Source organism: Companilactobacillus suantsaicola (assembly GCF_004745525.1).
GTDB lineage: Bacteria > Bacillota > Bacilli > Lactobacillales > Lactobacillaceae > Companilactobacillus > Companilactobacillus suantsaicola.
In genome coordinates this window covers 1-22,381 of record NZ_RKLY01000008.1, presented here as the reverse complement: position 1 = coordinate 22,381, position 22,381 = coordinate 1, and the positions used below count along the sequence as shown (strand labels likewise).

Here is a 22,381-nt window from a genome sequence, read left to right as displayed (position 1 = left end):
TCTATCTAAAACGCGCTCCACAGGCCAGATTCCTGTGCTTTGCTACAGAACTGAAATCACTCGCAAGTACGGCGAGCAATTCCAGTTCTTAGGCAAATGCTCGGAATCTAAACGGGCCTGCTCCACGCTCTGATTTCTTTGATCCCCGACAAAATAAACGTTGGCAATGCAGGGACAAAGATCACGATCCAATAAACAATCCCCGGTAACTGAGCTGTTCCCATTACGACATTAAAGAACGGAATAGCAGTTACTAATATTGAAGAAATTCCTGCAAATAAAACAGCTGCAATTAAATGTTTATTTTCAAATGGATTGCGTCTGTATATTGATTTGGAACTTCTGGCATCAAAGACGTGCCACAATTGACCGAATACTAAGGTTAAGAAAGCAACGGTTTGAGCTTGATTACTTGTAGCGCCCATTTGAGCGGCCCAGGCAAAACCGAAGTAGACCATGGCACCCATGACGGTTCCGCGAATCAAAACTCTGGACCAAGTATTATTGGCCAAAATTGATTCATTGACGTCACGAGGCTTTTCTTTCATAATATCTGACTCGGCGACGTCATAACCTAGTGCAAATGATGGAAGTGAGTCGCTGATCATGTTGACCCACAAGACCATCAAGGCACTTAAAGTAGCAGTACCGGCAGGGACTTGTCCAACTGATTGGGTAAAGAAAAGACCAAATAGTAAGGACATTACTTCAGCTACGTTAGTTGTTAATTCATGACGCATGAAGTTTTTGATATTAGCGTAAATCATCCGTCCACTGCGAACTGATTTTTCGATCGTCGTGAATTTATCATCTAGTAAAATCAAGTCAGCCGAATCTTTAGTAACTTCAGTTCCGTTGATTCCCATGGCGATTCCGATATCAGCGGCCTTCAGAGCTGGAGCATCATTGACACCATCACCAGTCATCGCTACAACTTGTTTGTGACGTTGAAGTTGTTTGATGATTCGTTGCTTGTGTTCAGGGGTAACTCGAGCATAAATATTAGTGCCAATTACTGAATTGAAAAGTTCGTCATCACTCATTAGTTCGATTTCAGAACCTTCAATTACGCGAGCATCTTTAGATTTAACGATACCAAGGTCATAAGCGATGGCCCGAGCGGTTTTAGCGTGGTCACCAGTGATCATTACAACCTCGATTTTAGCGTCGTTTAAAGTTTTTACTGACTGTTTAACCTCAGGACGAGGAGGATCAATAATTCCGGCTACACCAGTAATAGTTAAATCCTGTTCCAATTCTTCAAGACTAGCCGTTTCAGCTTGACGTTTGGTTAAATCGCGGTAGGCGACAGCAATCGTTCGTAGCGCTTGTTCAGCAAAGTTATCAATAATGCTTTCAAATTTAGTAGAGTCCTTCGTCAGTTGTCCATCAATCAGTAAATTCTGACTGTGCTTCAACAAGACATCCGGTGCCCCCTTGGTGTATAGACGAAATCCGTTTGGCATCTTGACCACGACACTCATCATTTTTCGGTCACTTGAGAAGGGCAGAGTTCGTAAAATTTGATTGTCGTTAGTGAGAGATTGCTTAGTCACGCCAGCTTTTTGACCTAAAACGTTTAAAGCAATATCAGTCGGATTTCCAAAAGTTTGGAAGTCATCACCATCTTTAGTCACACTGGATTCGTTAACGAGAACGGCCCCGTGGAAGAAAGGTGAGTTAGTGTTTACTTCTAAATCCCCATCACCCACTGAGAATTCGTTATGACCATCGTAAAACTTCGTGACAGTCATTTGATTTTGCGTTAAAGTACCAGTCTTGTCAGAACAAATGTAAGAAGTACTACCAAGTGTTTCGACACTGTTGAGGGATTTAATTAAGCCATTGTTGACGGCTGTTTTGGTAGCACCAATTGTTAAGACGATAGATAAAACAATCGGCATGGCGTCAGGAATCGATGCCACAGCTAGAGAAATAGAAGTGGAAAGTACTGAACTCAGAGACGTGATACTGAGTTCTCCAGCTTTGATAATTCCGATAATGAAAGTTAATAAAACGATTCCACCAGAAATTTTCATTAAACTGGCAGTTAGTTTTTTGATAGTGATTTGTAGAGGGGAAGTCTTTTTATCGGTGTTGCGCAACATTGAAGCAATGTTACCTAATTCGGTATTTTCACCGATACCGACGACAACTCCTACTCCAGAGCCATTAGCAACGGTTGAACCTGAATAGCCCATGTTAGTTCGTTCAGCTAATTCAGTGTCAGCACTAAGTGCTTTGGTTATTTTTTCAATCGCATCTGGTTCACCGGTTAAGTGAGATTCAACCACAGACAGTTCACTACTTTTGATCCAGCGAACATCAGCTTCTACGAAATCTCCCATTTTGACTTTGATAATATCGCCGACAACTAAGGCAGTTGTAGGAATAACTTGCCACTTATTATCGCGTAAAACGACGGTTGTCCTATTGTTCATTTCCTTTAGAGCGTCGAGACTTTTTTTAGTACTCATCTCTTGAAAGAAGACGATTACCGCGTTGATAATTACCAAAATAAAAATAGCGACAGCTTCGTAGAGTGCTTCTTTTCCGTGTTGAACGTTATTTTGAACTTGGAACGCATAAGCAGAACTTAATAGTGATAAGATTATTGCTCCAAGTAACACAATCACGATTGGTTCTTTGAATGCTTGCAGAAAAATCTTCCATGCAGGGTCAGATTTATCTTCATTTAGTTCATTTGAGCCATATAGTTCTCTATTGGTTTGGACTTGTTGATCAGTAAGGCCAACATTAGAATCGACTAATAGCTTATCTAAAACATCGGTAGTTGTTAGTTGATGAAATTTGGTCAGAAAATCAGTCCTTTCAGTTTTTTGCGAAAAAATAGGCTCTAACTAATTGTTTATCCCTCTACAAACGAATTAATTAGAGCTTATAATAACTATAATATCCGCCTATATATAATTCTATCATATGGTATATACACCATGTCAATACAGGTGCTTACTGGTTTTATCAGTGAAAAAAAGTGTTCATTTATAATTAACACCTGTCTGTAAGCGTTGATATAACAAGGCTGAGGAGTGAAATAAGATAAAAAATAATTGAATAAGTTTTATCTTAATTTAGCTTTCATTAAAATTTAGAAAACTTTAAGTATTTTCTGAAATTGTTGTCGCAGTAAGGTTTTCAATTTAATTTTTTCTAAGATAATAATATTGATTATTAGAAGAACTTTATCAGTTTTTAAAATGGCTGAAAGTGCTGATTTAACGGCTTGTAAATCATTTTTTAGCATGTTATTCTCATCTGTGGACAAAAAGGAAACTAAATAAAAAATCACTTAAGGGGTGGATGTTATGACAACAAAAAACGTAAAATTCATGAAAGTAACAGTAATGGCGGTAATGGCTGTCTTATTGATGATTCTCTTCGTTTTGCAAAGCCGATACTCCATTCCATTAGCTGCACTATTTGCAGTAATGATTGCAGTTTACTCAGAAAATCATATTTCTAAGAAACACACATTCAAATATACAATGTAATTAAAATACTAAATCAAGGGCTCTTCTATGGCAGTTGGAAAAATCCAATTGTGATAGAAGGGCCTTTATTTGTTTATGTGTCGAATAAAAGTTGGTGCTATAATTAAATTTAACCAAAAAGAGGGGGTTGATCTGACTTGGGTGTACGACAAAAAATTGGCATAGTAGCGACTATTTTGATTTCTTCAGTTTTGTTGAGTAATCAATTAGTTGTTAAAGCCAGTACTGTTGCTAATTTAGCAGATGAGACCACAACGCCTACTAATAGCGAAAAGTATTCGGGGACTGATGGAACTTGTCAGTGGTATATTTCTAACACGGACATTTTGCACATCAAATCTGGAACCTTGTCTAAGGGTGCTTTGGGGAACACTTTAAAATTAGACGAAAATAAATATTCTAATGTTAATTTCAACAGTGTTAAACAAGATATTAAGGGGATTTCCTTCGATGGGCTAGTTGTTTTGCCAGCCAATTCGTCGTGGCTATTCACCGGATTAGGTAACAACTTGCAAGGCGTTTCGGGGCTGACTGAAATAGCGAATACAGACCGTTTGGATACTAGTCATGTCACAGATATGAGTCACATGTTCGACAGCGTAGCCTTGAAGTCGCTTGACGTGTCAACTTGGGATGTCAGCCATGTCACAGATATGAGTTACATGTTCAGCGATACTGGTTTGACCGCATTAGATCTCAATAACTGGAATACTAGTTCAGTTACCAATATGAAAAATATGTTCAGTTCGACTGACGTCGATTCGAAATTGCTATCACTCGACCTTGCCAACTGGAACGTCGGTAATGTGCGTGATATGTCAGCAATGTTCATGAAAGTTGATAAGTTAAAGAATCTTGATATCAGTAACTGGAACGTCGCCAACGTTCAAAAGATGGTCGGGATGTTCAGTGATGCTGGCGATATTAAAGAATTAGATTTCAGCCATTGGGACAATCATTCCGCCAAAAAAACTGGTTTACTATTAGGAACCAATTTAAGCCGCTTGACCTTAGGTTCAAATTTTTCATTGAAACATACCGATTTAGGTCAAGACTTAAATGGCAACAATGCTAATCAAAAATGGTTGATCACTGAAAAAAACGACGACCTCAGAATTATTTCTAGTAAGCAGTTGCTCAAAGGAAAATATCAAGGTGAAGTTATCAGTGCCAAAAATGTGGCTATTTTTGATATTGAAGTACCAAACAATCTCAAAGAAACAATAATCGATAAAAACGTTAAAGGAACGATCCACAACGGAGTTGCTACCTTGACGATTAAAGTACCAGATAAAAATGGCTACGATCCCAACAAACATTTGGTTTCGTTTGATGTTAATGTCGATGAATTACATTCTAAAAAGGGCCGTTACGTCGTTACCTTACCAGAAAAAGTTACTTATTCTAAAGCCAAGACGACCCAAAAAAATGTTCAATATGTTGATCAACTTCTAGCAACTTATCCGGACGCCAAAAGTGCCTTGTTGTTCAAAGATAATGCGACAAGTTCAACTAGCCGACCACTCTTTGCCGGAACCAATTGGAAGAGCGACAAGCAGATGAAGAAAAATGGTGAAACGTATTATCGAGTTGGCAATAATCTCTGGGTCAAAGCAAAGGACGTTTACACTTACGAAAAGCAATCACTCATCATCATGACCAGTGATTTGCAACAGAACATCTTTACCTCCCAAGGCAAAAAAGTTACTAACCGTAAACTTGCGGCTAATACTAAGTGGCAAGCCGACCGCCTAGCCTACATTAACGGCAAAACGTATTATCGAGTCGCCACCAACGAATTTATACCAACCGGTGATGTTACGATTGTAAGATAGATGTAGATTGTTGTTGTAATAATTTTGAAAAACAAAAAAGAAGCTGTACTAATGAATTTACTAATCATTAGCGCAGCTTCTTTATTTAGTTTTGAGTTAAAAATTAATCTGCATAGGGCAGTGCATCATTAGGAACGTCTTCGCGGTTTAGTAAAATAATATTTTCGCCATTAGCTTTGCGGCGGTCAATATCATTTTCTCCCCAAACACATAATTCTTCGAGAATCTTATTGAGTGATTGCCCATAAGCAGTTAACGAATATTCTACTTTTGGCGGAATTTGATTGTAGACTTTACGATTAACGATGTCGTCGTCTTCAAGTTCACGCAACTGTTGGGTCAACATTTTTTGAGTGATGTTGGGGATAGCACGCCGTAACTCGCCAGTACGCATTGCACCATGTTTCAGATGGCACAAGATAATTGGTTTCCACTTGCCCCCAATGATCTTCATTGTATTTTCAACGCCAATATTGTAAATTGCTTGTTTCATTGTGTTATCCTTTCGTTTTTGTAATCTTACCATCACTATTTGTTCTTAGCAATTCTCTAAATCTAATTTTGGTTCAGGATCTTTTTCCATTCGTTTCAAAATGGCAATCAGAAGAATGCCGAGTACCAACATTCCAATTCCAATCCAAGGTGTGTTAATGAGTTGATTGTGAGCAACTGCTTGCCCACCAATAGTTGATCCCAAAGTGATACCAACGTTGAAAGCAGAAATATTCAAAGCTGAAGCCAAGGGAACTTCGTTAGGAGTATATTTTTCAGCCAATTGAACGATGTATAGTTGTAATCCAGGTACGTTCATAAAAGCGAAAAGTCCTAATAATAAGATTGCCAACAAACCTAAGAAGTGGAAATTGATAGTTAAGCGGACCACGACTAAAGCCACACCTAAACCAAGAAACATCTTTAATAAAGCAGATAACGGTGACTTGTTAGCCCATTTTCCACCGAGCGTGTTACCAATTGCGACTGTCACGCCGTAGAAAATCAGAATAATCACGATAGCACTTTGTGACCAATTCATATTTTTATTCAAAATTGTGGATAAGTATGTGTAAACTGGGAAAGTTGCGCCATAACCTAAAGAAGTTACTAACAGAATTAGTAACAATTGTGGTTGTTTGAGAATTTTCCAAATACCACTAACACTAGTTGGCTTAGGTAATGGCAATTTGTTAGGAACCAAAATTATGTTGGTAATCAAACCAATTAAACCTAAAGCAACTAAAAATAGAAATGACATTCGCCAATTAAAAGTTTGACCGATAAAAGTACCGATTGGCACACCAGTAATAGTGGCAACTGTCAAACCGGTGAACATAACCGCAATGGCTGAAGCACGCTTATTAGGAGCAACAACGTCAGCCGCAATCAATGAAGCAATCGTCATAAAAATCCCATGTGATAAAGCAGCGATAACTCGACCAGCCAAAAGAATAGTGAAGTTAGGAGCCAAAGCAGACAATAAGTTACCGATGATAAAACTGATCATGATACCAATCAGCAATTTCTTACGGTCCCAACGATTAGTAACCAAAGCTAAAATCGGTGCACCGAACATGATCCCGATAGCGTAAATGGAAACTGTTAGGCCTCCTTGTGCCAGACTGATGCCAAAAGTTTTAGTAAGCAAAGGCATGATTCCAACACTGATAAATTCAGTTGATCCAATTGCAAAAGCACTGATGGCTAATGACAAAAGAATCCAAGTAGATGAAACTTTTTTATTCATAATAATTAATCCTCCTAAGTCATGAGTATCATTATATGGGGTTGGGATAAATAAACAACTACGCACTTTAAAGTGGGGTAGATACTAAAAAGTACCTGTGGAAGATTTATTTTGTTCTGTTTGATGGTGGGGTGTAGTATGCCGCTCCTCCGCAACAAAGCTGATTGGGCTGGAACGATGTGGGCCGACTTTGAACTACCGCAAAGTTCGCGGCATTTCAAAGCTCGACCTTATTCTAAGCAATAAATTGCTAAGAATAATTTCACATCTGAGCCCATCAGCTTTGTTGCTCCGGTGCTAAGTATCGGATCTATGAATTATTTGATTTCCATTCTATTAGAAATAGATGTTCTATTGGAATTAACCTATGTTCTTATTTTTATGGAATTAGATTTTTAATTAGTGTCACACTATTTTGGAAAACAGTTTTGGAGAAATTGGAATAGAATTTCTATTCTTTAAACAATTAAATTATGAAGAGCAAAAAATCCAAAACAAGTTCGGAATAGAACACAATACGCCAATCCCACAAGATATTACCTCAATAGAAATTAGAATTGTTCTATAGTCTGGAGCGACAGTCCTGGGAAATGCTCAGCCGTGAAATTTTTGTTAATGCTTTAGCATTTACAAAAAGGCCAATCTTGGAGACAATTCCCGGGCCTGGAATTGGCTTCAAGTTGTGCCCACAGCGTTCCAGCGTTTCCCAGGACTGTCGCGGAAGACGGCAATCACCCACCACCCAAACTAAGGAATAAAAACTATCAACCAAAACCAAAACACAAAAAAATAGCCAACCATTGAAGGGGATCAATAGTTGGTTACTTAGATTATTTAGGTAATCCACATATCAGGGAGGAAGGGTGGATTACGAGATTTATATATTATGAGATTTTTCTATTTCGGTTTTCTATATGAAGATAATTTTAAAAAGGAGAAGTAAGCTAAAAGTTCTTTCCTTTAACTTACAAATATCATGATAGACACCAAATGTGAAGAAAGTGTGACACTAATATTATTAAAATTTGATTTAAAATATTAATTTAAATATATTGCTCGTAAATCTCTTATCTCTGAAGGAATTACCTTTAATTCATCTTTGATATAATTGTCTATATTACCAGACAATTCGGCGATTTCTTTTTCAGCCGCAGCTAAATAATCAGTGTGAACGGTCATTAAATCACGGACGGAACTGAGGATGTTTTTGTCGGTGTAGCCTTTTGTTTGAAGTGTTTTGATCAAATTATCGACAAATTGTTTGTTGGCTTGGTTAGTCAATAAGTAGTCTTGTTTGATAACGTTCATTGGTACTCCTAAAGCACTCAACAAGTAGACCGCTCCCATACCGGTCCGATCTTTTCCGGCACTACAATGGAAAAGTAAGACTTTGTCATCTTGGTCATTTGTTAATAATTTATCAAAAAATGTTCGATAAGCACTCTTTGCCTGTTGGCCTGTGATAATATCACGGTAAACGTCTTTCATATGTTCGAAGCCATCAGTTGGATCACCACCGATTTCGGGGATGAAACTCTTACTTTGAACTTTTGAAGCTTCAGTTTCGTCGGCCTCAAAGACAGAAGCTTGCACGTATTCAGCATTTTTTGGTAGCTTATCTGGTTTGTTGTTGATTTCTTCTTGTGAACGGAAGTCGACATCAAACTTCAAGCCGTATTTGTCTAAAAAATTGAGATCGTTGGTCGTTAAATCACTTAAACCAGCAGATCTAATAACTTTGTGATATTTGATAGTTTTGTCGTCGACTGTCTTATATCCACCTAATTCACGGAAATTAACACCCTTTTCAAGGTTCAAAACGCGTTTGTCATCGTTATTCATTAGCGTACCTCTATAAATTTTATTTCATTACATTATTATATCAAAAAGGAAGAGTCATCCTATCATGAAGTTCATTATCGCACCTGGAAAATATAGTAATAATGTTAGCTCGGCCAAAATTGGTCAGGCTATTTATAGCGGAATCTCCCGTGCCATGCCGCAAGCTCAGATCGTTACTATGCCTGTGACTGACAGTAAAGATGGGATGCCCGCACTCGTTGCCCAAACGATTGGTGGACAGTGGGAAGAACTCTCCTTTTTTGATGCTTTCTGGCAGAATCGTCAAGGACGATATTTAGTTACCAAAGTCGATAACCAAGATACCGCGATTATGGATTCTGAGCAAGTAGTTGGGGTTGACCTTGCGAAAGAGAAATCACGCAATGAATTGTTCCATGCGACTAGCTATGGTTTGGGGGAATTCATCATGGATGCGGTCAGTGACGGTTTGAGAAATATTGTTATCTGTTTGGGTAAGACAGCCGTGGCCGATGGGGGCTTAGGAGCTCTACAAGCCTTAGGAGCAAAGATTTACGATGAGGACGGTAAACTTATCCCTGAAGGAGAAAACCCACTGATTAACGCTTATAAGGTGGATTTGGACGATGTCTACGAATTACTAGGTCGCCGAACTAGAATTACCGTGTTGTTGAATTATTCAACAACTAAGAAGTTAGTCGATACGGTGAATTATTTGAACGAAACACAGCGTGGTTTTTTAGAAGATAATTTAGTTTTTATTACTGAAAAAATAAATCAGAAGTATAATTTAGATATACACCCGATGCCACATTCAGATTCGATCAAGACACTGGCAGGGGCGTTTGCGATGATTGATGCACGTATTTTTAGGTCGTCTTTTGAATGGATCGTCAAAGTTACTGGGATGGATGAAACGATTCGCTCAGCTAATGTTTTGGTAACTGCGACGGATAAAATTTCTCGAGAGTCAATGCATGATGACGTGCTGTATCACTTGAGTCGAATTGCGGAAGCCTCGAAGATACCGACATTTGCGTTGTGTAATAGCTTTGTCGACGATTTTCAAAGCTATGAGCAGCTTTTCACCGGAATCTTTTCGACCCAGATGACCGAATACGATGATGAAATGACAATGTTTGAAAATTATGAATCAGTTTCCAACCAGTTAGTGAGGACTTTAAAGGCTTTCAAATAACTGGTAAAATATTGAATAATTATTATGAATGCATTAATCTTAAAATAGTAAGTAGTTAATAAGTGCATTGGAGGATTGAATTATGGAACAAGATTATAAGAAAATTTTGGTTCCAGTAGATGGATCAAAAGAAGCAGAAATGGCTTTTAAAAAGGCCGTAACAGTTGCACAAATGAACGGCGGACACATCGATGTATTAACAGTCCTAGATACGAAGCAATTTATTGGTTTGCACGGTGGAATGTTGAATGGGGATGTCATCTACCAACTTTCTGAAGATGCTCAAAAGTATCTCAATGAATTGAAAGATGGTGCCATTAGTGGTGGATTCAAAGAAGAAGATATCGACATCCACGTTCGTTTTGGTGAACCAAAGACCGTCATTTCTCAAGAATTCGTTGAAGAATATAAGAACGATTTGATCATGATCGGATCTACCGGTATGAACGCTGTGACAAGATTATTAGTTGGTTCCGTTTCTGAGTACGTTACTAGAAATGCTAGAACCGATGTGATTATTGTTAGAACTGATAGTGATAATAAGAAGATCGTTGATAAAAAATAAAATTTTAAGAAGCTGGCGATTGCCGGCTTTTTTGTTAGGTGGAAAATATGCGTTGTGAGTGGGCTAATAGTTCAAAAGAGATGCAAGCTTATCATGATAACGAATGGGGCAAAATTAGTCATGATGAAAATTATTTTTTTGAAATGTTGATTTTAGAAGGCGCTCAAGCGGGCTTGTCATGGGCAACTATTATTAAACGTCGCCAAAATTATCAACAAGCGTATGAAAACTTTGATGTAGACAAAGTGGCAGCTTTTGACCAAATAAAAAAAGACACCTTGTTAAAAGATTCAGGGATTATTCGTAATCATTTGAAAATCGATTCTTCAATCAATAATGCTAAGTTAATTGTGGCAATGCATCAAAAAGGTGAAAAATTTTCTGATTATATTTGGAATTTTGTTGATAATCAGCCGATAATTAATCATTATAGTGATATGAGTGAAGTTCCAGCACAGACGCCATTGTCACAAAAAATCAGTCGTGATTTGAAGAAACGTGGTTTTAAGTTTGTGGGACCGACGATTATTTATTCATTTTTGCAGGCAGTCGGTGTGATCAATGACCACTTAGATTCCTGTAATTACAAGTAAAAATTAGTATAATGGTATTGAAGACGGAGGATAAATGTTTATGAATTCTGAAACTATTAGCAAATTAGCCGAAGGGCTTTATGAAAATCGAAAAAAGATTGAAGATAAATCTGAAAAATTTGATGCCCAAAAAGTTTATGATATCTTGGATTCACTAGAAGTTTTGAGAAAGCCAATCAAAGATTATTTTGAAATGACTGAAGATGACTACTATCAAAATGAATCAGACCATCGCTTAACCCTGCAACATCCCGATCACAAATTGAATCAATTACATGACCGCGTTCAAGTTAACCACGTTGATGGTTCACTAATGGGACATGAGATCAATTTTACATATAACCACGAAGACCCATATGCTGGTGGGGATTATAAAGTGATGACCGATATCAATTTGATAAGTTTTGCCTTTACTGTAATTGGAGCCGTTTACGATAACACCATTGTCGCTGATGTGAGAAATTCAGTTTCAAAAGATGCAATTCTTTCGATTGGTTTGGCAGCAAAAGCCGTTGAGGAATGGCAAAAATGAAATTAATATCAGTCAATGATTTATCATTGCAAAATGAGGGCTACTTTGCATTTAAGCATGTAGCTTTTTCTTTAGCTCAAAAAGAGATCATTGGCATCAGTGGCGACAACGGCAGCGGCAAAACACAGCTTTTAGAAGCAATTGCAGACGATAGAAAAGTTGATAGTGGAGAAATTAATTACACTCCGGGGGTAAGAATCGGTTACTTACCACAACAAGATCCTCAAGAAATTTATCAAACGACCAGAAAATATTTGGAACAGATTCGAAAACTTTCCAAGAAGTTAGCTGTCCGTAAAGATCAAATGGATGCGATGATAACTTATTTGCGCCTGAGTCCTTATTTAGACCGCAACGTCAATCAATTATCACTCGGCACACAGAGAAAAATTGGCTTTTTAGCAGCCGTTGTCGGTCATCCCAACGTCTTGTTACTAGATGAGCCATTCATTTTTCAAACCGATGAAACAATATTAAACATGCTCGATATGATTCAGGACCTAAAGGACAATGGTTCAGGCATTATCATCAGTGCCAGTCAATTTAGTCCTAATGTAGAAAAAATTTTGACGACACAATATCAATTAAAGAATGGTCGCTTAGTTACTCCGGAAAAAGTGGCGACCGAAAACTTGCAGTTTAGAATTCACGCTGACTCAATCGCGATTACCAAAGAATTGTTCAAGTATGTGACGAGTAATCAGAATAACTTGTTGCAAATGCAAGTTCCAGCACAACTCAAAGATAAAATCGTCAGTCAGATGATTGCCCTCAATTATCAATTTGTGGAGGTGGAGCATCATTAAACTTTTATTGAAGAACTATTTGCAGTTTATTTTTCAAAATTTTCTCTATTTAACTTTACTTTTCTCCATCATTGTCTTTGGATTAACAGCTGATAAATTATTAAGTATTGATTCTCATGAGAAATATAGCCTATTATTAATAGGGATATTCTTTTTATCATTATTTTCAACGATGAATTTATATTATTACGATAAAAAATATAATCATTATTTAAAACAAAAGGTAGATAGCTACTGGGCGGAATTCTTTAGCCAGTTTTTAACGATAATAATCTCCAATTTAATTTCAGGAATTTTGATTTTTGCTTTCAGTCAAATTTTCAGTCCTGACATTATTTTGGACTTAGTAGGAGTACTAACTTTGATTTCGGTAGGAATCTTAGGAGGTTCAATCGCAGCTTTATTTAAAACTCAGTGGTACAATCATTCAAGTTTCGGTCAAATAGGAATTTTAGTTTTCGTCTACTTAGCCTTATCCGGTAGCGTGATTTCTATTTTCAAACCGGTGCAGATTCTCTTTCCACCATTGTCAGAATTGATTACCAACTTGCACAGTACTGCTTCGATTGTGAGTTTGTTACCAGTTTCCGGTCAAACGTTGGCCTATTCGTTGGTCTTGTTTTTGATTAGTAGCTTTATTTACAAAAGAAATAGGAAAAGTTGATAAAAAGTATTGCAATGAGGTATTATTTTTTGTTTTAATGTCTTGATGAAGTAAGGAGGCAATTTTATGAGCAACATTTATTTGCGTCAAGCAACAGTTGACGATTTGCCAAAGATTATTGACATCATCGATGGGGCCAAGAAAACCCTGAAGGACCGCGGTGTTGATCAATGGCAAGCAGGTTATCCTGATCAAGAAATCCTGAAACGAGATATTCAAGAGGACATAAGTTATGTTTTAATACTAGATGGTGAGGTAGTGGGATCTGCTGCTTTGCAACAAGGTTATGATAAGAATTATCAAGACATGACTTCTGGTGAGTGGTCTAGTAATTCCGACGTAACTTATTCCATTATTCACCGTATAGCTGTTGAACCAGGCCATCAAGGTCAACACCTTTCGAGTGCTTTGATTCAACAATTATTGACTATTTCTCATTACTTAGGTTATCAAGACGTTAGAATCGATACACATCCCGATAATTTAGTAATGCAACACGTAATTACTAGTAATGGGTTTGTGGAAAAAGGTACCATAACGATGGATGAAGATCATGGTATTAGAAAAGCCTACCAAATTCTTTTAAAGTAAGGCTTCTAAAGATTATTTTTCAAATCTTTGGGATATAATTGGACTAAGAGACCATCGTTAAGATGGTTTTTTTACTATAATTCTATAATTCGTTTCCAGTTATTGGATATTGGAGATAAAAAAATTGAAAATCAAAAATATTGCAAGAAAGATGTTGAACCCTAAACCAGCAGAATTCGTTTCAGCACAAACGGATCTGTTTTTAAAACGCTTAAAGCCTAGACCATTCGTCACTGACTATATACAAGGTGTCTATGACACAAACGTCAAGCCGAATGTCACTGACGATACGTTGACTTTATCCGTTTTGACAGATACCCATGCTAAAGCGATTGCGAGTGCCTCCTATTATGGAATCAACGGTGCACGACATATCATTGAAGCCAATGCTGTCAGTAATGCCGTTGGTTTAGATTTAAATGTGCATCTAGGAGATTTGATCGATGGCAGTGACAAACCTGAGATTAGTCGCGGTTTGTTGCAATTTGCGGTGGAAAATTACCAAAACAGTAAGCCACCATTTTATCTTCTAGAAGGAAACCACGATGAGAATGACAAGTATGATGAGCATCGTTTCTTTGGCTCGGCCTCATTTCATCGTGACGATTATGATTCATTAGTAACACAATATAACTTTGATCAACCACAGATTCATCGTCTCAATCCCGTTTCGAAAGTCGGCTGGTTCGACAAAGGTGACATCCGAGTCATTTTTATTGATACTAGCGATATTCCTTATATACTAAGCAATGGTTCAAAGAAATACGATTTTAAGAAAGTTCGTGGAGTCAGAGAACAACAACTGGAAGATTTAATTACAATCTTGGAACAGACGGTTGATAAGCATGTTGTCATGATGGGACACGCTAACATTATTAGTCCCAGTGGCCGAAGTGCTTTAAACTTCAACGGTGACTTGATTCAACAGCTGCTAGTAAGCTTTAACAATAAGACCTCAGGACAATTGAAAAATGAATTAACGGGAGATTTTGGAGTGAATTTACGCTATGATTTCTCATCTACAGGCATTTCAAAAGTTACGACCTATATTTGTGGACATATGCATTATGAAAAAAACTACAAAGTTTCTGAAATTAATCATATAATATTAAATTGTTCGGCCTTAATGGGAAAGAAACATGGTTTAACAACTGACTATAATAAAAAATGGGATAGACGTTATAATGAAATTTCAGAATTAGCAGGCTATTTCATTAATATCGACCCGAACAAATTGCGCTTACAGATTTTCGGTTACGGAGCCGCTACAAGATATGTAAGTTTTGAAATATAAGGGAGAAATTTTTATGTGTGGAATTGTCGGATTCGTAGATAAGAATATTGCAGACAAGAAGCCTGTAATTGAAGCGATGATGGATACAATCAAACATCGTGGTCCAAATAGTTCTGGTGAACTAGTTGATGGTGATGCAGCACTAGGCTTTCGTCGTTTGAGCATTATCGATATTAGTAGTGGTATGCAACCTATTTACAACGAAGACAGATCAAAAGCCGTGATTTTCAACGGTGAAATTTACAACTTTAAAGATGTTAGAAAAGAATTAAAGAAAGCTGGTCATGTTTTTACAACTGACACAGATACTGAGGTCCTCCTTCATGGTTTTGAAGAATGGGGTATCGAAGATCTTTTGAAGAAGATTCGTGGGATGTTTGCTTTCGTCATTTATGATTTAAAAACTGGTGACATTACTGGAGCAAGGGATTTCTTCGGTATCAAGCCACTTTATTATTACAACCGTGAAGGCACCTTTATCTTTGGTTCAGAAATCAAGTCATTCTTGAAAGAACCAAACTTTAAAAAAGAATTGAACAAAGCTGCTTTGAAACCATATTTGACTTTCCAATACTCAGCTTTACACGAAACATTCTTTAAAAATGTTTTCCGTATTCCTGAAGGTCACTACTTCACTTTCAAGAATGGCAAGTTAAGTATCAAGAAGTACTGGGATATGTCCTTTAAAGCTAATAACTTATCATTTGAAGAAACTGTTAAGCGAATCGACAAATCAATTCGTGAATCAGTTAATGAACACTCAATCAGTGATGTACCAGTTGGCTCATTACTTTCAAGTGGGGTCGATTCAAGTTATGTAACAGCTATTTTGAAGCCACAACATACTTATTCGATTGACTTTGATACAAGTACTTATGAAGAAGGAACCGCTGCTAAAATGCTAGCAGACAAGCTAGGACTCGAGAATACTCGTGGTATCGTTACAAAAGAGGAAGCGGTCAAGTCCATTCCATTAATTCAATACTATATGGATGAGCCAGACTCAAATCCTTCATGTATACCACTTTACTTTTTGACCAAGTTAGCTAGCCGCGACGTTACCGTTATACTATCAGGTGAAGGTGCCGATGAATTGTTTGCTGGTTATGCAAATTATGGTTTCCATTCACATTCAAAAGTAATTCGAGTAGTTGCTGAAGATTTGAAGCATTTACCAAAAGGTGTGAAGTACAAGTTAGCTCATGGTTTAAAGAAAATGCCAAACTTCCCTGGAAGACTACATTTGTATGAATCAACTGCTAAAGCAGAAGAATTCTTTATTGGTCAAGCCAAGATCTTCACTGAAAAAGAAGCAGCTGATCTAGTTAAACCAGAATTTGAGAAATCACGTTCAGTTAAAGACATCGTTATGAGAAGTTATAGCAAAGTTAGTGGTTATAACGATGAAGTTAAGAAGATGCAATATCTTGACCTACACCAATTCATGTCAAACGATATCTTATTAAAAGCCGATCGTATGAGTATGGCAAATTCGATGGAATTACGTGTGCCATTCTTGGATAAAGAAGTAGCCAAAGTGGCATCAGGAATTCCAACGAAGTATCTTTTGAACAGCAAGGACAGCAAGTATGCATTAAGAGTTGCTGCTGAAAGAGCTTTACCAGACGAATGGGCTAAGCGAGAAAAATTAGGCTTCCCAGTTCCAATTAGAGATTGGATCAAGACTAAGGAAGTTTACGAAAAATTCCGCGAGTTATTCAGTGCTGATTTTGCGGGTGAGTTCTTTGACCAAGATGCCATCTTGAAGATGTTAGATGGTTGTTATCGTGGTGAAAACGACGATCGTAGAAAAGTATGGACAATTTATACTTTCTTAATTTGGTACAAGGTTTTCTTTATCGACGGTGGCAAGAAACCAGATGTCGATCCACAAGTTAAAGTGGGATAATTTTAATTTAATTTTTTGTTTGATGAAAAGCTGATTTATATATTGAATCGGCTTTTTTTGATGGGGGAGGTAGTATGCCGCTCCTCCGCAACAAAGCTGATTGGGCGGCAACGTGCTGGGCCGACTTTGAACTACCGCAAAGTTCGCGGCATTTCAAAGCTCGACCTTATTCTAAGCAATAAATTGCTAAGAATAATTTCACATCTGAGCCCATCAGCTTTGTTGCTCCGGTGCTGAATAACGGATCTATGGGTTATTTGATTTCCATTCTATTAGAAATAGATGTTCTATTGGAATTAACCTATGTTCTGATTTTTATGGAAATGTATTTTCAATTGGTGTCACACTATTTTGGAAAACAGTTCTGGAGGATTGGAATAGAATTTCTCAATTAAGTTATGAAGAGCAAAAATCTAAATCGAATTCGGAATAGAACGTAATACACCAATCCCATAAGCTATTACCTCAATAAAAATTAGAATTGTTCTATAGTCTGGAGCGACAGTCCTGGGAAATGCTCAGCCGTGAAATTCCACTTAGCGCTTACGTGGAAGGGTGAGCTTGAAGACAATTTCCGGGTTTGAAATTGGCTCCAAGTCGCCCCACAGCGTTCCAGCGTTTCCCAGGACTGTCGCGGAAGACGGCATCCTACCACCACCCAAACTAAGGAACAAAAACTATCCATAAATTAAAATAATAATTTAAGAAAACAATAAACCTCAAAATTTTAGTATTAATGCCAAGCTCGTTGTGCTAGATTGAGTATGGTATAATTTTGTGTGAAATGTGTGTAATTTTAAAAATAGAATTAATATAGTAAGAGGTTGATCCCTATCGAAACTGAATCAGGAAAAAAGTTCACACCCATTCTTTTGGGTAGTGATATGAACGTATATGGAATGGCCCGAGCTTTCCATGAACTTTATGGTGGCACTGTAAAGGCCTATGCCGAAATTCAATTAGCACCAACTAGATTTACAAAAATATTAGACTTAACTCTTTATTCAGGATTTTCTGAAGACCCTGTTTTCATCGAAAAAATGCGTGAAATTGCGAAAGTTTATCAAAACCATGATGAACCAGTTATTTTAATTGGTTGTGGGGACGGTTATGCTGAACTTATCAGCAAGCATAAAGATGAATTGTCAAAGACCTTTGTCTGCCCTTATGTTGACTATGACTTATTGAAGTCATTGAACAACAAAGAGAGTTTCTATCACGTTGCCGATAAACATGGTTTGCCACATCCATTGACAAAAATCATCACTAAAGACATGTACGAAAACAAGTCCGACTTGGATGTTCCTTTCGAATTTCCAGTTGCTTTAAAACCTGCCAATAGTGTTGAATGGTTGGATATTCATTTTGAAGGACGTAAAAAGGCTTTCATAATTCATTCTCAAGAAGAATATATGACAATTGTCGGTAAAATTTATGATAATGGTTATAAATCTGACTTGATCCTTCAGGACTTTATTCCTGGGGACGACTCTAACATGCGTGTTTTGAATGCCTATGTTGATCAAGATCATCACGTGAAGATGATGTGTTTAGGACACCCAATTTTGGAAGATCCTACACCACAATCGATCGGTAATTACGTTGCCATTATCCCTGAATTTAACCAAGATGTTTATGATCAAGTTCAAAAATTCCTTGAAGATATTGAATTCACTGGTTACGCCAACTTTGATATGAAATATGACTCGCGTGATGACACGTTCAAATTCTTTGAAATCAACTTGCGCCAAGGTAGAAGTAGTTTCTTTGTTACGCTCAATGGCTATAATCTTGCCAAATATGTGGTTGAAGATTATATTGAAGGTAGCTTGGAAAATGAACCAACTGTCTACGCTAATAAGAATAAGGCGCAACATAAGCTTTGGTTAGGTGTGCCTGAAAAAGTCTTTAACAAGTACGCTGCTGAAAATGATGCAACTAAGTATGCTGACGAACTTATCAAGCAAGACCGTGTTGGTACAACTGTTTTCTATAGCAAAGACAACTCCTTTAGACGCTGGTTGCTGTTGACATATATGTTCCACAATTATGTTAAGAGATTTGATAAATACTTCCAGGAAAATAAAGGACGCGACTTTAAATAACCGAGGGGGTTTACCTATATGGATGAATTAAAGGAATACAAAGTTAAGAAAATTGAGTATTCTAAGATTTTGATCTGTGTTGATTCTGATGATTTTGAGTCATCAAAAAATGCCTTTAATTATGCTTGTTCTTTAGCAAAACATTACAAGGCTGAGTTGGGTATTGTTTCAGTACTTGAAACAGGAGATTTGAATATTTTCCAATCTCTAGATCCAGATGTTTTGACAGAACGTCGTGAAGAAATTAAAAAATTGCTTGAAGTTTATGGACAAAAAGCAAAAGAATACGGCGTTGAAAATGTTCACTTGATGGTTACTGAAGGTGGTCCCGGAACAGTTATTTCTGAACAAGTAATCCCTAAGTTCCAACCTGATTTGGTTATTGTCGGTGTTGAAAAGAAGAACAGAAACCGTAATACGATCGGTTCACAAGCAGCTAAAATCGTTAATAACGCTAATGTTTCTGTTAGTGTTATTAGATAATATGAAAATTGAAGATGCCAAAAATTTTTGGCATCTTTTTTCGTAATTTAAATTAAGTTGAAATGATAAAAATGAAAATTATTCTAATAAAAAGTAATTAGTGTTATAGTATTCTTTAAAATTAATAGGCGGTGAAGAATTTGTTAATGAATAAAGTTATCGGTGGTGCAGGGGATTTAATCAATGCTAAACCCGCCGATTATAAAGATAATTTGTATTTGGCAGTTAATGGGGCTTGGCAAGAAAAGGCCGTTATTCCAGCTGACAAATCAAGAACTGGTGGTTTCACAGATTTGGATGAGGGTGTTGAAAAGACACTGATGAAGGACTTCCACGAGTTCGCTAATGATGAAAAGAAAGTAACTGATCCAAAACTTTTACAAGCAGTGAAATTGTATCGTTTGGCTAATAATGTGGAACATTTGAGTAAGTTCCACCAACAACCAATCTTGAAGGATATGCAACGTATCACTGACTTAAACAGTTTAAAGGACTTGAGTGATGGCTTGGCTGCCTTGTCCAAAGACGGCTTTAGCTTGCCAATTGATTTGGGCATTGATGCTGATATGAAAGATACGGCTAAAAATGTCGTTTACATCAATGGTGCAGGTTTGATTTTGCCTGACAAGAGTTACTATACTGATGACAATGAATCTGGTAAGCAATTACTTGCTAAATATGCTGACGTCGCTGGTCGCTTGCTTTCAATGATCGGCTACAAGTTGGATGAAGCTAAGGAAATTGTTTCAAAGGCTTTGGAATTCGATAAATCATTGGTACCAATCGTAAAAAGTTCTGAAGAGTGGGCTGATTATACAAAAGTTTACAATCCAATGGACTTTGACGAGTTTACTAAGAAATCTGATGTCCTAGATTTGAAGAGCTTAGTAGTAGATTCAGTTAACGACACACCAGAAAAAGTAATCATCACCGAACCAAGATATTTGGATAATTTGAATAAATTAGTTAACGCTGATACTTTTGAAAATATCAAAGCTTGGATGATGGTTAAATTCTTAACTGGTAATGCTTCGATTTTGGATGAAGAATTCCGTCAAGTTATCGGTGAATACAACCTTGCCCTCAGTGGTGCCAAGGAATTGAAGAATAGAACTAAGTATGCTTACAACTTTGCCGCTGGTATTTTCAGTCAAGTTGTTGGTACTTACTACGGTCAAAAATACTTTGGTGAACAAGCCAAAGAAGATGTTCGTAACATGGTCAAGAAAATGATTGCCGTGTACGAAGCCAGACTTTCAGAAAATGATTGGTTGAGTGAAGATACTAAGAAGAAAGCTATCGTTAAACTTGAAAAAATTGTTATCAAGGTTGGATACCCAGATAAGGTCGACCCACTTTACGACAAATTTGAAATCAACGAAAATGATTCCTTGTATGACAACGTCTCAAGAATTAGAAAGATAGTCGCTCAACATAACTTAGATCAATATCACGAACCAGTCGATCGCAAGAAGTGGTTGATGCCAGGTCATATGGTCAATGCTTGTTATGATCCATCAAGAAATGACATCACCTTCCCAGCTGCCATTTTGCAAGCACCATTCTACAGTTTGAAACAAACTAATTCCCAAAACTTCGGAGGAATCGGTGCCGTTATCGCCCATGAAATTTCACATGCCTTCGATAACAACGGTGCTCAATTCGATGAGTACGGTAATATGAACAACTGGTGGACTGAAGAAGACTACAGCAAGTTCAAGCAGTTAACTCAAAAGATGATCGAAGAATTCGAAGGAATTCCATACGCCGGTCATAAAGTTAACGGAAAACTAGTAGTTAGTGAGAACGTCGCTGATGTCGGAGGACTTCGTTGTGCCTTAGAAGCCGCTAAATCCGATTCAGACTTCGACGTCAAAGCTTTCTTCATCAACTGGGCCAGAGTTTGGAGAAACAAGTCAACACAACAATTGACCGAAATGTTCCTATCAATCGACGTCCACGCCCCAGCACCATTACGTGCTAATGTTCAAGCGCAAAACATGAACGAGTTCTATGATGCCTTTGGTGTTACAGAAAAAGATGGCATGTGGTTGGATGAAGATAAACGAGTAAATATTTGGTAATAAGAGTTTAAATTTTTTAGTGTGATTCTGTTTGTTAGGCGGTGGTTAGATGCCGTCTTCCGCAACAGCTCTGGGCACAACTTGGAGCCAATTCCAAAAGCGGGAATTGTCTTCAAGATTGGCCTTCCACTAGGCGCTGAAAGCGCCAAGAGGAATTTCAGGGCTGAGCATTTCCCAGAGCTGTTACTCCAGACTGGATTTCAGATTTTTGCAATTATTTCTGTAAATTCTGAAAGGGATATGGTTCTATTCAGTGTAATTGTGAGATAGATTTATAGTCTGGACAGTTATAATGTCTCAATATTTTAATCCACTAAAAATAGAAGAGGATCTTATTAAAATCGCTGTGTAAATGTGGCAATTTAGTAAGACCCTTTTTTGATGTTATTACTTCTATTTTGAATTGAGGGGAATTTGATAATCGATAAAAATACCTGTAATGATTCAGAATAGAATCACTATTTTTAAAGGAATGGAAAGCAAATAAATAATAGAATTTCTATTCAGTCCGGAATAGTAAAGCCGATTTGGCTCAGTGGTGAAATTTCTACCAGAAGTCAAGAGAAATACTGATTTAATAGTAATTATAGTGAAGTTAATTTGTTATAGATCTAAGACATCAGTCAGATGGTATGAACCAAGGCAAAA

General features: G+C 37.2%; 18 protein-coding genes. 14 read left to right on the top strand and 4 right to left on the bottom strand.

The features are described from left to right. Window positions 1-107: 107 nt before the first annotated feature. Window positions 108-2,819: a cation-translocating P-type ATPase gene (locus EGT49_RS04355; RefSeq protein WP_135371880.1), complete on the bottom strand. Its 2,712-nt coding sequence runs from the start codon at window positions 2,817-2,819 to the stop codon at window positions 108-110. A gap of 507 nt (window positions 2,820-3,326) precedes the next feature. On the opposite strand from EGT49_RS04355, the gene EGT49_RS04350 reads away from it, so the two are divergent. Both EGT49_RS04350 and EGT49_RS04345 read left to right on the top strand, forming a co-directional pair. Next, window positions 3,327-3,512, top strand: coding sequence for a hypothetical protein (locus EGT49_RS04350; protein ID WP_135371878.1), 186 nt, complete (start codon window positions 3,327-3,329; stop codon window positions 3,510-3,512). Between the two features lie 137 nt (window positions 3,513-3,649). Continuing rightward, the gene (locus tag EGT49_RS04345) at window positions 3,650-5,347 is read left to right on the top strand and encodes a BspA family leucine-rich repeat surface protein (RefSeq protein WP_135371876.1); all 1,698 of its coding nucleotides are present in this window, start codon (window positions 3,650-3,652) and stop codon (window positions 5,345-5,347) included. Between the two features lie 103 nt (window positions 5,348-5,450). On the opposite strand, the gene EGT49_RS04340 is transcribed toward EGT49_RS04345, so the two are convergent. The 3 genes from EGT49_RS04340 to EGT49_RS04330 form a co-directional block, all read right to left on the bottom strand. Further along, on the bottom strand, window positions 5,451-5,840 hold the full coding sequence (locus EGT49_RS04340; RefSeq protein ID WP_135371874.1) for a winged helix-turn-helix transcriptional regulator: 390 nt from the start codon (window positions 5,838-5,840) through the stop codon (window positions 5,451-5,453). 45 nt (window positions 5,841-5,885) lie between these two features. Next, window positions 5,886-7,088: an MFS transporter gene (locus tag EGT49_RS04335; RefSeq protein ID WP_135371872.1), complete on the bottom strand. Its 1,203-nt coding sequence runs from the start codon at window positions 7,086-7,088 to the stop codon at window positions 5,886-5,888. Window positions 7,089-8,126: 1,038 nt separating this feature from the next. Beyond that, the gene (locus tag EGT49_RS04330) at window positions 8,127-8,930 is read right to left on the bottom strand and encodes a tyrosine-protein phosphatase (protein WP_135371870.1); all 804 of its coding nucleotides are present in this window, start codon (window positions 8,928-8,930) and stop codon (window positions 8,127-8,129) included. Between the two features lie 64 nt (window positions 8,931-8,994). On the opposite strand from EGT49_RS04330, the gene EGT49_RS04325 reads away from it, so the two are divergent. From EGT49_RS04325 to EGT49_RS04270, 12 genes are all read left to right on the top strand, one after another. Then, complete coding sequence (locus EGT49_RS04325) at window positions 8,995-10,107, top strand: glycerate kinase (protein WP_135371868.1); 1,113 nt, start codon at window positions 8,995-8,997, stop codon at window positions 10,105-10,107. An 82-nt stretch (window positions 10,108-10,189) separates the two neighbouring features. Continuing rightward, window positions 10,190-10,672, top strand: a complete 483-nt coding sequence (locus tag EGT49_RS04320) for a universal stress protein (RefSeq protein WP_135371866.1) — start codon at window positions 10,190-10,192, stop codon at window positions 10,670-10,672. A gap of 47 nt (window positions 10,673-10,719) precedes the next feature. After that, on the top strand, window positions 10,720-11,265 hold the full coding sequence (locus EGT49_RS04315; RefSeq protein ID WP_135371864.1) for a DNA-3-methyladenine glycosylase I: 546 nt from the start codon (window positions 10,720-10,722) through the stop codon (window positions 11,263-11,265). 40 nt (window positions 11,266-11,305) lie between these two features. Next, window positions 11,306-11,797, top strand: a complete 492-nt coding sequence (locus tag EGT49_RS04310) for a hypothetical protein (RefSeq protein ID WP_135371862.1) — start codon at window positions 11,306-11,308, stop codon at window positions 11,795-11,797. Further along, window positions 11,794-12,603 carry an ATP-binding cassette domain-containing protein gene (locus EGT49_RS04305; RefSeq protein ID WP_167849751.1) on the top strand — a complete coding sequence of 270 codons (810 nt, stop codon included), beginning with the start codon at window positions 11,794-11,796 and terminating at the stop codon, window positions 12,601-12,603. Before EGT49_RS04310 ends, EGT49_RS04305 begins: the two co-directional genes overlap by 4 nt. 361 nt (window positions 12,604-12,964) lie before the next feature. Next, a complete protein-coding gene (locus EGT49_RS04300) occupies window positions 12,965-13,267 on the top strand; it encodes a hypothetical protein (RefSeq protein WP_135371858.1) in 303 nt (100 codons plus the stop codon). A 66-nt stretch (window positions 13,268-13,333) separates the two neighbouring features. After that, complete coding sequence (locus EGT49_RS04295) at window positions 13,334-13,858, top strand: GNAT family N-acetyltransferase (protein ID WP_135371856.1); 525 nt, start codon at window positions 13,334-13,336, stop codon at window positions 13,856-13,858. A gap of 124 nt (window positions 13,859-13,982) precedes the next feature. Next, on the top strand, window positions 13,983-15,152 hold the full coding sequence (locus EGT49_RS04290) for a metallophosphoesterase family protein (protein WP_135371854.1): 1,170 nt from the start codon (window positions 13,983-13,985) through the stop codon (window positions 15,150-15,152). Between the two features lie 13 nt (window positions 15,153-15,165). Next, a complete protein-coding gene (gene asnB / locus EGT49_RS04285; RefSeq protein WP_135371852.1) occupies window positions 15,166-17,061 on the top strand; it encodes an asparagine synthase (glutamine-hydrolyzing) in 1,896 nt (631 codons plus the stop codon). An 884-nt stretch (window positions 17,062-17,945) separates the two neighbouring features. After that, window positions 17,946-19,166 (top strand): carboxylate--amine ligase, encoded by a 1,221-nt coding sequence (locus tag EGT49_RS04280; protein ID WP_135371850.1) that lies wholly within the window; start codon window positions 17,946-17,948, stop codon window positions 19,164-19,166. 18 nt (window positions 19,167-19,184) lie between these two features. Then, window positions 19,185-19,649: a universal stress protein gene (locus EGT49_RS04275; protein WP_135371848.1), complete on the top strand. Its 465-nt coding sequence runs from the start codon at window positions 19,185-19,187 to the stop codon at window positions 19,647-19,649. A 146-nt stretch (window positions 19,650-19,795) separates the two neighbouring features. Continuing rightward, entirely contained in the window at window positions 19,796-21,733 is a 1,938-nt protein-coding gene (locus EGT49_RS04270) for a M13 family metallopeptidase (RefSeq protein WP_135372004.1), read from the top strand. Window positions 21,734-22,381: the final 648 nt, after the last annotated feature.

Excerpts from the sequence above, each read along its gene's own strand:
- EGT49_RS04335 (WP_135371872.1), bottom strand. The coding sequence starts at position 7,088 with ATGAATAAAAAAGTTTCATCTACTTGGATTCTTTTGTCATTAGCCATC.
- EGT49_RS04350 (WP_135371878.1), top strand. The coding sequence starts at position 3,327 with ATGACAACAAAAAACGTAAAATTCATGAAAGTAACAGTAATGGCGGTA.
- asnB (WP_135371852.1), top strand. The coding sequence starts at position 15,166 with ATGTGTGGAATTGTCGGATTCGTAGATAAGAATATTGCAGACAAGAAG.
- EGT49_RS04325 (WP_135371868.1), top strand. The coding sequence starts at position 8,995 with ATGAAGTTCATTATCGCACCTGGAAAATATAGTAATAATGTTAGCTCG.
- EGT49_RS04280 (WP_135371850.1), top strand. The coding sequence starts at position 17,946 with ATGAACGTATATGGAATGGCCCGAGCTTTCCATGAACTTTATGGTGGC.
- EGT49_RS04295 (WP_135371856.1), top strand. The coding sequence starts at position 13,334 with ATGAGCAACATTTATTTGCGTCAAGCAACAGTTGACGATTTGCCAAAG.
- EGT49_RS04320 (WP_135371866.1), top strand. The coding sequence starts at position 10,190 with ATGGAACAAGATTATAAGAAAATTTTGGTTCCAGTAGATGGATCAAAA.
- EGT49_RS04275 (WP_135371848.1), top strand. The coding sequence starts at position 19,185 with ATGGATGAATTAAAGGAATACAAAGTTAAGAAAATTGAGTATTCTAAG.
- EGT49_RS04340 (WP_135371874.1), bottom strand. The coding sequence starts at position 5,840 with ATGAAACAAGCAATTTACAATATTGGCGTTGAAAATACAATGAAGATC.
- EGT49_RS04310 (WP_135371862.1), top strand. The coding sequence starts at position 11,306 with ATGAATTCTGAAACTATTAGCAAATTAGCCGAAGGGCTTTATGAAAAT.
- EGT49_RS04330 (WP_135371870.1), bottom strand. The coding sequence starts at position 8,930 with ATGAATAACGATGACAAACGCGTTTTGAACCTTGAAAAGGGTGTTAAT.
- EGT49_RS04315 (WP_135371864.1), top strand. The coding sequence starts at position 10,720 with ATGCGTTGTGAGTGGGCTAATAGTTCAAAAGAGATGCAAGCTTATCAT.
- EGT49_RS04305 (WP_167849751.1), top strand. The coding sequence starts at position 11,794 with ATGAAATTAATATCAGTCAATGATTTATCATTGCAAAATGAGGGCTAC.
- EGT49_RS04270 (WP_135372004.1), top strand. The coding sequence starts at position 19,796 with ATGAATAAAGTTATCGGTGGTGCAGGGGATTTAATCAATGCTAAACCC.